The 10,396-nt window shown below is 63.1% G+C and carries 10 protein-coding genes; 6 read left to right on the forward strand and 4 right to left on the reverse strand.

Annotated elements, in window-relative coordinates:
* Window positions 1-224: 224 nt before the first annotated feature.
* Complete coding sequence (soxR, locus tag ACESNB_RS13955; protein ID WP_373008337.1) at window positions 225-695, reverse strand: redox-sensitive transcriptional activator SoxR; 471 nt, start codon at window positions 693-695, stop codon at window positions 225-227.
* A 113-nt stretch (window positions 696-808) separates the two neighbouring features.
* On the opposite strand from soxR, the gene ACESNB_RS13960 reads away from it, so the two are divergent.
* Window positions 809-1,192: a VOC family protein gene (locus ACESNB_RS13960; protein WP_373008339.1), complete on the forward strand. Its 384-nt coding sequence runs from the start codon at window positions 809-811 to the stop codon at window positions 1,190-1,192.
* 147 nt (window positions 1,193-1,339) lie between these two features.
* Here ACESNB_RS13960 and ACESNB_RS13965 read toward each other — a convergent pair whose 3' ends face one another.
* Window positions 1,340-2,488 (reverse strand): citrate synthase family protein, encoded by a 1,149-nt coding sequence (locus ACESNB_RS13965; protein ID WP_373008341.1) that lies wholly within the window; start codon window positions 2,486-2,488, stop codon window positions 1,340-1,342.
* Between the two features lie 90 nt (window positions 2,489-2,578).
* On the opposite strand from ACESNB_RS13965, the gene ACESNB_RS13970 reads away from it, so the two are divergent.
* Window positions 2,579-3,670, forward strand: a complete 1,092-nt coding sequence (locus ACESNB_RS13970; RefSeq protein WP_373008343.1) for a citrate synthase/methylcitrate synthase — start codon at window positions 2,579-2,581, stop codon at window positions 3,668-3,670.
* A gap of 4 nt (window positions 3,671-3,674) precedes the next feature.
* On the opposite strand, the gene secA is transcribed toward ACESNB_RS13970, so the two are convergent.
* Window positions 3,675-6,407, reverse strand: a complete 2,733-nt coding sequence (gene secA / locus ACESNB_RS13975) for a preprotein translocase subunit SecA (RefSeq protein WP_373008345.1) — start codon at window positions 6,405-6,407, stop codon at window positions 3,675-3,677.
* Window positions 6,408-6,595: 188 nt separating this feature from the next.
* Here secA and ACESNB_RS13980 point away from each other — a divergent pair, with 188 nt between their 5' ends.
* Genes ACESNB_RS13980 through ACESNB_RS13995 form a run of 4 tightly spaced genes read left to right on the forward strand, consistent with a single transcriptional unit; the run spans window position 6,596 to window position 9,393 of the window.
* Complete coding sequence (locus tag ACESNB_RS13980) at window positions 6,596-7,546, forward strand: peptidylprolyl isomerase (RefSeq protein WP_373008347.1); 951 nt, start codon at window positions 6,596-6,598, stop codon at window positions 7,544-7,546.
* The gene (gene argJ / locus ACESNB_RS13985; RefSeq protein WP_373008349.1) at window positions 7,543-8,793 is read left to right on the forward strand and encodes a bifunctional glutamate N-acetyltransferase/amino-acid acetyltransferase ArgJ; all 1,251 of its coding nucleotides are present in this window, start codon (window positions 7,543-7,545) and stop codon (window positions 8,791-8,793) included. Before ACESNB_RS13980 ends, argJ begins: the two co-directional genes overlap by 4 nt.
* The gene (gene mutT / locus ACESNB_RS13990; RefSeq protein ID WP_373008351.1) at window positions 8,790-9,206 is read left to right on the forward strand and encodes an 8-oxo-dGTP diphosphatase MutT; all 417 of its coding nucleotides are present in this window, start codon (window positions 8,790-8,792) and stop codon (window positions 9,204-9,206) included. Before argJ ends, mutT begins: the two co-directional genes overlap by 4 nt.
* A gap of 1 nt (window position 9,207) precedes the next feature.
* On the forward strand, window positions 9,208-9,393 hold the full coding sequence (locus ACESNB_RS13995) for a Flp family type IVb pilin (RefSeq protein WP_373008353.1): 186 nt from the start codon (window positions 9,208-9,210) through the stop codon (window positions 9,391-9,393).
* A gap of 16 nt (window positions 9,394-9,409) precedes the next feature.
* Here ACESNB_RS13995 and ACESNB_RS14000 read toward each other — a convergent pair whose 3' ends face one another.
* Entirely contained in the window at window positions 9,410-10,324 is a 915-nt protein-coding gene (locus ACESNB_RS14000; RefSeq protein WP_373008355.1) for a methyltransferase domain-containing protein, read from the reverse strand.
* Between the last annotated feature and the right edge of the window lie 72 nt (window positions 10,325-10,396).

Consider the following 10,396-nt stretch of genomic DNA (forward strand, 5'->3'; position numbering starts at 1 on the left):
CTTGCGCGCCGCTGCCGCCCGAAACTTCGACGATCTCGAAACCGCCATCGCAAACATCTGCAATCTCTACGACCCAAAGGAATGCTGGAACTATTTCAAGGAAGCCGGATATGTGTCAGATTAATCGCACGGTGCTCTAGGGCGGCGTGCCGAAAAGTGGGCACCGGTTTTCGGGAACACGCCGTGACCAATAAGAACTTAGAGCATCCTGCGCGCAGGATGCTCTAAGCCTCGGCTGCCTTCGCCGCGCCATCGCGTTCCATCAGGAAGCGCGGGCCCGGCCCGAGCCGCGCGGCTCGGTCATCCGGATTATAGAGCGCGCAGTTCGACAGCGACAGGCACCCGCACCCGATACACACGTCCAGTCGGTCCCGCATCAGTTCCAGTGTCTCGATCTGTGCGTCCAGCCGTTCGCGGAAGAGGGCGCTGATCTCCGACCAATCGCTCTTGGTCGGCGTTCGCTCCTGCGGCAGGTCTGACAGCAGGTCGCCAATCTCGGTGATCGAGAAGCCAAGCTGTTGCGCAATCATCACGAAAGAGAGGCGCCGCACGTCCGAGCGCAGGAAGCGGCGCTGGCCACCGGCATTGCGCATCGCCCGGATCAGGCCCTTGTCCTCGTAGAACCGGATTGCCGACACCGACACGCCCGTGCGCGATGCCAGCTGGCCGATGGGAATGAGATCAGTTGTTTTCATGAGCTGCCGCATAGCAAAGAAAATGCTTGACCTCAAGTAAGGTTTAGGAATTATCAAAGGGGTCCATCACTAAGAGGGCGGGCAATTTCCGCTCCTGAAAAAGGACCAGACCCATGACCATCGCGACCCTTGAACACGTCAATATCACCGTCAGCGATGTCGATCGCACATCCCGCATGCTGGAGCGCATCTTTGGCTGGCATGTCCGCTGGAAGGGACCGTCGATCAACAATGGCCGGACCGCCCATGTCGGCACCGACACGGCCTATATCGCCCTCTACTCGCCCGGCGAAACGGATGAACTGGACCAGGTGTCCTACAATGTGCAGGGCGGCCTCAACCATGTCGGCGTGATTGTCGACGACCTTGCCGCCGCCGAGCGCCGCGTCTTCGACGCCGGCTTCGTCACCCATTCCCACCAGACCTATGATCCGGGCAGCCGCTTCTATTTCCACGACTATGACAATGTCGAATACGAAGTCCTGTCCTATGCCTGAACGCGAAAGGCCCGGCCTCTTGATGGGGCCGGGCGCTCCGACGTCCGGGCGTGATAATATCTTTGCGTATGTTCAGCCTCTTGAGCGTGTGGAATTAATCATACGCAGCGGGGCCAGGCTTGTTCGCCAATCAGTTGAACGGCGGGTTCAAGGCCGCGCAGCGCTGTCTAGCATCTCGCCGGCATAGCGCGCCCGCGGCCGGATCAGTGAGCCGGTCTCGATCTGCTCCATGGCATGGCCCAGCCAACCGATGGATCGTCCGATGGCAAACACGCTGAAGGCAGCATCAGTCGGTAGGGCAAAGCGCTGTGCCATGGCACCGATGGCGAAATCCACGTTCGGGTACTCACCGCTTTCATTTGCAACTGCCGACAGGATATCGGCGAGTTTTTCCGGCACCTCGAAGTGCGCGAGGAGTTCGGTCGCGCGCGGGTCGCCGCCCGGATACAGCGGATGGCCGAAACCGGGCAGGGCGCGTCCCTCGTCGAGGCGGGCACTGACGGCGACGCCGGCCCCCAATAGCCGGGCCTCACTGAGGAATGCCAGTACGCCGTTGACGGCCGCACCGTGCAGCGGCCCGGACAAGGTCGACAGGCCCGCCAGTGCGCAGGCTGACAGTGACGCGCCCGTCGAAGCGGCCACCCGCGCCGAAAAGGTCGAGGCATTGAGCTCATGGTCGAGCATCAGGATCAGCGCCCGGCGCACAAGGTCGGCGCCGTCTGGGTCAAGCGCCCAGGCGGCCCCCAGGCGCTTATGGATCGGCCCATCGCCAGTGCCGCCCGTCGCGGCATCGACCAGCGTTTCCAGCACCGTCGCCGCATCCGTCGCCAGCATGGCCCGTGATCGTCCGCGTGCGTGCGGGTCAGTCCCGGCTCGCGTTGCCAGCGCTGTGAACAGGCGGGCCTTTAACGGGCCGTTGGTCACAGGCGGCATGCCAGGGCGCGGCGCATAATCGGCTGCCCAGAAATGCGCAGCCGCCGCTTCCAGCGTGGCTGTCTGCGAAAGGTCGATCGCATCCACCCCGCGATAGCAGAGTCGCCCTTCTGCGATCACCGTCAGCTTCGAGGTCAGCACCGGCTCGCCCCAGGCGATCGAGGCGCGGGCAATCTCGGCGGCGCGTTTCGGCCCGGACCGGCGTGATGCCAGCCGCTCGATATCGTCGGCGCTGTAAAGCGAGCGGCGAGGGTCTTCCGGATCTGGTCGTGCTTCCAGCCGGCCCCGGCTGACATAGGCATACAGCGTCTGTGGCCGCACACCGAGCTGGCGAATGGCCTCTGCCGAACTGATCCACGCCATCTCACGTCCTTACATTGATTATATTGATCAAGATTGACGATATACCGTCCGGCGCCGATCTCCAGACCAGAAATTCAAGGAGGAATGAGAATGAGTCAGGGTCTGGATGATATAATCGCCGCCGAAACGCGCCTGTCCTCGGTCGACGGAGCGCACGGCATACTGGTCGTGAAAGGCTTCTCGCTGGACCAGATCGCTGGGCAGAAGTCGTTTGAGGACGTCGCTTGGCTGCTGTTTGGCGGCCTGTTCGACGACCTGCCCGACGCGCGCACGTTCGCGGCCCAGCTTGGCCATGACCGCAGCGAGGTGTTCGACCTCGTGCGATATATCGATGACGGTATCCTGGCTTTGCCGCCGATGGATGGCGTGCGCGCGATCATGGCCCGGATCGCGGATGGGGAAGACCTTGCCACGGCGACGCGGCTGCTGGCCGCGCCGGCAGTGCTGCTCCCGGCTTTCCTGCGCTTGCGTGAAGGACAGCCCCCCCTCGCACCGGACCCGCGCCGCGGACATGCCGCGGACATGCTGCACATGCTGAACGGACAGGTGGCAGGCCCCGAAACCGTCGGCGCGCTCGACACATACCTCGTGACGGTCGCCGACCATGGCCTCAATGCCTCGACCTTCGCCGCCCGCGTCGTCGCCTCGACCTGGTCAGGCCTGACATCGTCCGTGCTCGCAGGCTTCGCAGCGCTGAAAGGCCCGCTTCACGGCGGCGCCCCCGGGCCGATCATCGCTATGCTGGACGGAATTGCGACGCCGGATAATGCCGAGGCATGGATCGAAGCGGCCCTTGCGCGCGGCGACCGGCTGATGGGTTTCGGCCACCGTATCTACAAGGTTCGAGATCCGCGTGCCGACGCACTGAAAGCCGCCGTCCGGCGCATGGCCAAAGGCTCGAACCTGCTGCCCGGCCGCTTGAAACTGGCTGAAGCGGTCGAGCAGGCAGCGCTCGAAATCCTGCACCGGCACAAGCCCGACCGGCCGCTCGATGTGAATGTGGAATTCTACACCGCGCTGCTGCTTGAAGCGCTCGGCTTCCCGCCGGATGCGTTCACGGCGGTGTTCGCCACCGGCCGCACCGCAGGCTGGCTCGCCCATGCCCGCGAGCAGCGCCTCACCGGGCGTCTCATCCGCCCGCAATCATCCTATGTCGGACCAGAGCCCGCCGCAGCAGCCTGAGAGATCAGGCCCGCTGCGGTGTCAGGGCGCCGTGGCAATGCTTGTATTTCTTGCCGGAGCCGCACGGACAGGCCGAATTGCGCGGCGTGTTCGACCAGTCATCCTCGGCCTGGAACAGCGCCGGGCAGGGGCCGGTATTGCCGACTGGGTCACCCGGCGACATTTCGTTGGAGCCGGTATCCGGATCCAGGTGCAGTTCGCGCATCGGCGCCAACGGCGGCGGTGAGGCCGGACGCTGGGCTTCGGGGGCCTGCACACGGATATGCATCAGCGAGCGCGTGACCGTCGCGCGCAGCTCGTTCAGCAGGCTGTAGAACAGGTTGAAGGCCTCTTCCTTGAACTCGTTCAGCGGGTCGCGCTGGCCATACGAGCGCAGGTGGATCACCGAGCGCAGCTGGTCGATCTGCTGCAGGTGTTCGCGCCAGCGTAGGTCCAGGACCTGCAGCAGGACCTGTTTCTCGATCCGGTGCATCTGCGCTTCGCCAACCTGGGTCGCCAGGTTTTCATAGGCCTTGGTGACGTGTTCGCGAATGCGTTCGGCGATTTCCTGGTTGGCGACGCCTTCCTCGGCGGCCCATTCGGCAATCGGCAGGTCAAGCGCGAGATCGGTTTGCAGGGTCTCCGTCAGCCCGGCAATGTCCCACTGTTCGGCATAGGCCTTTTCCGGCATCGTACGCAGCACGAGCGCTTCGATCACATGATCGCGCATCTCGCTGATTGTCTCGGAAACATCATCGGCGCGCATGAATTCCATGCGCTGCTCGAAGATCGCCTTGCGCTGGTCATTGATGACATCGTCATATTTCAGGACGTTCTTGCGGATCTCGAAATTGCGTTCCTCGATCTTGCGCTGCGAGGTTTCCATGGCCTTGTTCATCCAGGGATGGGTGATGCCCTCGTCTTCCTTGATGCCGAGGCGGCGCATCACGGCGTCCATACGCTCGGCGGCAAAGATCCGCATCAGGTCGTCTTCGATGGAAATATAGAACTTGGACCGGCCCGGGTCGCCCTGACGGCCGGTACGCCCGCGCAGCTGGTTGTCGATGCGGCGGCTTTCGTGGCGCTCGGTGCCGAGCACGTAGAGCCCGCCAGCATCCAGCGCACGCTTCTTCTTCACTTCGATATCAGCCTTGATCTGCGAGGTGAGCATCGACAGCTCGCTCTCGGTCAGGTCTCGGCCAAGCTCTTTTTCCTTGGCGGCCTTTTCATGTTCGACACGCATGTCGAAATTGCCGCCGAGCTGGATGTCGGTACCGCGTCCGGCCATGTTGGTGGCAACCGTGATCGCGCCCGGCACACCGGCATTGGCGACGATGAAGGCTTCCTGCTCGTGATGGCGAGCGTTCAGAACCTTGTGCGGGATCTTGGCTGCCGTCAGCAGGCTGGACAGGATTTCCGATTTCTCGATCGAGGCGGTGCCCAGAAGGATTGGCTGGCCCTTGGCCTGGCACTCCTTCACCTCCTTCACGATCTCCTTGTATTTCGCTGCGGCGGTCCGGTAGACGACGTCGTCGTCGTCGATCCGCTTGATTTCCTTGTTGGTCGGCAGATCGACTACTTCCAACTTGTAAATATCGTGGAATTCGGACGCCTCGGTCAGCGCCGTACCGGTCATGCCGGCCAGCTTCTTGTAGAGGCGGAAATAGTTCTGGAACGTGATCGAGGCCAGCGTCTGGTTCTCGGGCTTGATATCGACCCGTTCCTTGGCTTCGATGGCCTGGTGCAGGCCTTCGGACAGGCGGCGGCCTTCCATCATGCGGCCGGTGAACTCATCGACCAGCATGACCTGGTCATCCTTGACCAGATAGTCCTTGTCCTTGTTGTACAGCTTGTGCGCGCGCAGGGCCTGGTTGGCGTGGTGCACGAACGAGATATTGGTCGGCTCCCACATCGAGCCTTCGAGCAGGCCGGCTTCCACCAGCCAGTTCTCGATCTTCTCGGTGCCGGTTTCGGTATAGGTGACCGAACGCTGCTTCTCGTCGAGTTCGAAATCCTCGGGTTCGAGGCGCGGCATCAAATTGTCGAGTGCAATGTAAAGCTCGGAGCGGTCGTCTGTCGGGCCGGAAATGATCAGCGGCGTGCGGGCTTCGTCGATCAGGATCGAGTCGACTTCATCGACGATGGCGTAATGGTGTCCGCGCTGGGCCATCTGCTCCAGCGAATATTTCATGTTGTCGCGCAGGTAGTCGAACCCGAACTCGTTATTCGTGCCGTAGGTGATGTCAGCCGCGTAGGCGGCCTTGCGTTCGTCGTCGGTCACGCCGTGCACGATGATGCCGGTCGTCATGCCGAGGAAGCCGTAAATGCCGCTCATCCATTCGGCGTCGCGCCGGGCCAGGTAGTCGTTGACCGTGATGACGTGCACGCCCTTGCCTTCGAGCGCGTTGAGGTAGACCGCGAGCGTTGCCACCAGCGTCTTGCCCTCACCGGTGCGCATCTCGGCAATCGCGCCGGAATGCAGGATCATGGCGCCCATCATCTGGACGTCGAAATGGCGCATGCCGAGGGACCGGCGCGAGGCTTCGCGCACGACTGCAAAGGCTTCTTCCAGCAGGCTGTCGAGGGTGGCGCCATCGGCCAGCCGCTTGCGGAATTCCACGGTCTTGGCTTTCAGCGCCTGGTCGGACAGCGCTTCCATCATCGGCTCGAGGGCGTTGATCCGGTTGACGCGGGCGCGGAGGGGCTTCAGCTTGCGGTCGTTGGCAGAACCAAAAATCTTGCGGGCTACGGAAAGCATATCAGGCGGCACCAATCGATCTGGGCGAACAAAACACTTAATCCTGTCAGCGACGTATGGCAGGACATTTGCGGGGTCTTCCGCAGCGCTTACACTGGTCAGAAGGTCTCGACCAGTGTGAGGGTCAGACTTAAGAACGCGGCCAAGGGGTGTCAATGCGACGCTCTCAGCGATTACGGGAGATAACGGTGCTGTTTTTCAAGGCAAATACGGTCGCCCTCGCGCGACTGGCCTGCGGCGCGGCGCTACTTGTACTGTGCGCCTGCGGCAATGGCGACGAAGCGGAGGTTCCGGTCCAGGTCGACGGTGCGGCTGCGGCGTCCGTCAATGGCGAGAAAATCTATGTCAGCGACGTGGAACTCGAGGCCGTCGCGCGGGGCCTGATCCCTGCCGGCCAGGTGCTTGACCACAAGAGCCAGGAATACAAGACCGTGCTCGACCAGCTGGTCGACCAGAAACTGATGGCGCAGGAGGCCGTGCGGCGCGGAATCGACCAGGATTCAGCCGCCAAACGCCGCCTCCACATGGCGCGCGAACGCATTCTCGGCAATCTCCTCGTCGAGGACCTGGTCGCCCGTGAAGTCACCGACGCCCGGATCGACAGGATGTATGCCGAACAGGTCACCCTGCAACAATCGAACGACGAGGTGTCGATCGCGCACATCCTGTTCGCCTCGGAGGAAGAAGCCCGGGCGGTCTATGACGAGATCCAGGACGGCGCGAGCTTCGAAAGCATGGCGCGGGCGCATTCCAAGGATTCCGCCACGCGCATGGAAAATGGCAGCCTCGGCTATGTCTCGCCAAACGACCAGATGGACCCGTTCCCGGTGATGATTGCCAACACGCCGGAAGGCGGGATATCGGACCCCTTCCTCAGCGCCGACGGCTGGCACATTCTCAAGGTGAAGAACCGCCGCACCCGTGCACCCAAGACGCGCGACGAGATGCGGCCTGAAATCGTCACCTTCCTGACATTGAACCAGATCAGCAAGATCCTGCGCGAACTGCGCACGCAGGCCGTCATCCAGGAAGGTGGCCCCGGCACGGCCAGTCCGCCCGCCACGCCACTTTCGCTGGGTGAGGATGTCGCCCCGCCCGAAGACACGGCCTCCGATGCCCCTGAAGGAAATGAATTGTGAACCTGAAGCCGTCCCCGTTTGCCCCCGCAAGCTTTCCGGTCCTGCCAGTGGTCAAGGGCGTGCGCGCCGCCACCGGATCGCGCGGCTTCTATGCCCGGCGCGGTATCACCCGCGATGATGTGTTCCTGTTCGCCTTTGACGAAGGCACCACCTGCGCTGGCGTCTATACGATGTCGCGGACGTCGTCGGCCGATGTGCTCTGGTGCCGCGAGGCATTGGGTGAAGGTGGCGGCGCTGCCCGGGCCTTGATCGCCAATTCCGGCAACTCCAATGCGTTCACTGGACCAAAGGGCGTGGAGAAGAACGAGGCAACCCTGAAGGCACTGACCGGTGCCCTCGGTATAGCCCGCAATACGTGTTTCATCGCTGCGACCGGTGTGATCGGTGAGCCGCTGCCAGACCCGAACTATGTCGGGTCCTTCGTGCCAGACCTGGCAAACCGTCTGGCGGCACCTGATTGGCAAGCCTGCGCCCGTGCCTTCATGACCACAGACACCTATCCCAAGGCGTCCGGCCGCACGGTGGATGTCGCCGGCGTGCCCACAGCCTTTGCGGGCATTGCCAAGGGCTCGGGCATGATCGCGCCGAACATGGCGACCATGTTGTCCTACGTCTTCACCGACGCCGCAATCGATGCCGACCTGCTGCAGGACCTGCTCGAAGACATCGCGGACGAGACCTTCAATTCCATTACGGTGGACGGCGATACGTCGACGTCCGACACGCTGATGGTCTTCGCCACCGGCGCCACCGGCGAACCCGTCATCGCAGCGCGTGAGGATGAACGCTTCCCGGCCTTCGCAGCCGCCCTCCACGCCACCTGCCTCGACCTCGCCCTGCAGGTCGTCAAGGACGGGGAAGGGGCCAGCAAGTTCGCCACGGTCCGTGTCGAAGGCGCTGAATCGCAACTCTCCGCCAAGATCGTGGCTTGCGAGATTGCCAATTCGCCGCTGATCAAGACGGCGATGGCGGCGGGAGACGCCAATTGGGGCCGCGTCGTGATGGCCGTCGGCAAGTCGCTCGAACCGATCGTGATGGAAAAGCTCGCGATCTGGTTCGATGATGTCCAGGTCGCAAAAGGCGGCGCCCGCGCGCCGGACTATGACGAAGCGGCGGCCAGCGCTGTCTTTGCCCGGCCGGAATTCACCATCCGTGTCGACCTCGGCGTTGACGCATTCTCGGCGACCGTCTGGACCTGCGACCTGACGCATGGCTATGTCGACATCAATGGCGCCTACCGGACATGACGCGTCCGCTCGTGCTGGTCGTCGCCGCGGCGCTCTACAATGACAAGGGCGAAATCCTGCTCGCCCAGCGCCCGGAAGGCAAATCCATGGCGGGCCTCTGGGAATTTCCGGGCGGCAAGGTCGAAACCGGCGAAACGCCGGAACGGGCACTCGTGCGCGAACTGCATGAGGAACTGTCGATCATGGTTGAAGAGTCCCATCTCGAACCGCTCACATTTGCCAGTCACGATTATCCGAATTTTCACCTACTTATGCCATTGTTCAGCTGTCTTGTTTGGACAGGCGACGTGAATCCCAGGGAAGGGCAATCCTTCAAATGGGTCGCGCCATCTGCCCTGCACGACTATCCGGCGCCAGCGGCAGATATTCCTCTGTTCGATGTGCTTTCGGGAGCGAGACCTGGGAGGGTCTGAGATGGGACTGAGGACTCTGCTTGTTCGTTTCGCTGCTGATCAGCGCGGGGCCACGGCGCTGGAATACGGATTGATTCTCGGTGTGATGGCCTTGGCCATTGTCGGTGGGATTGGGGCTGTCGGGGCCGTCACGTCGGGTTCGTTCGAGGATTCGTCTGCGGCTCTGGAAACGGCCAAGGGCTCCTGATCCAGCCCGCTTCCTTTTAGTTTTCCCCGCTCTGCCTTCGCAAAGCGTCTGCGAGGCTGACCGTCGCGCTGCCCGGTTTCAGCGGTTTCGGCTGGCTTGGCGCCGGTGCCCAACCTGATAGGAAGACGATCTCGAACGTCGCCCGTATGCGTCCGTCCGGATCGCTGAACCGTTCGGCATAGAGCTCCGCCATCCGCATCAGCACGCGCCGCGGCAGGGGTTGGCCAATGCCCCGTGTAAACGCGGCCCGCTCCCCCATGCCCTTGAGGTCTGCCAGCAAGCCGAACACGCTGTCATAGCGAACCGTCAAACTGTCCCGATCGACCACAGGAAGGGCAAAGCCCGCCCGTTGCATCAGTGCGGCCATGTCCGACAGAGCCGGCAGCGGTGACAGGCGCGGCGCCAGTCCGCCCACAAGATCGCTTTCGGCTTCGGTCAGGCATGTGCGCAGCTCGGCCAGCGTCCCGGCGCCAAACAATGCTCCCAGGAACAGGCCGTCCGGCTGCAGCACGCGGCGCACCTGCACAAGCGCACCCGGCAGGTCGTTGACCCAGTGAAGCGACAGTGCAGACACGACCAGGTCGAAACTGGCGGGGTCATAGGGCAGGGCCTCCTCGTCGGCGACCTCGGCGTCCAGACCGCGTGCCCGTGCCTGCGCCACCATCCCCGGCGACGGATCTGTCGCCCGCATCACCGCCACCTTGCCGCCCCCTTGCAGCAGGCCGGCCACCCCCCCGTCATGCCCGCCAAGTTCCACTCCCGACCGGAAAGTGTGCGATGTGTCGTCCAGCCGGTCGACCAGGTCTCTCGACACGCGCGCTTTCAGGAAGGAATAATCCCCAAAGCGCGGCGCTGCGGTGTCACGGCGGCGCACCAGGAGGTCGCGGTCGAACAGGCGCGGCGGGGCTTTTGGAGTGGCAGGAGGGCTCATGCAAGGCGATATGGACCGGCGTCAGGTCCGCGCAAAGGGCTTTCTGCGGGCGATTGCAGACTTTCTTTGGCC

This window comes from Hyphomonas sp., from assembly GCF_041689225.1.
Lineage (GTDB): Bacteria > Pseudomonadota > Alphaproteobacteria > Caulobacterales > Hyphomonadaceae > Hyphomonas.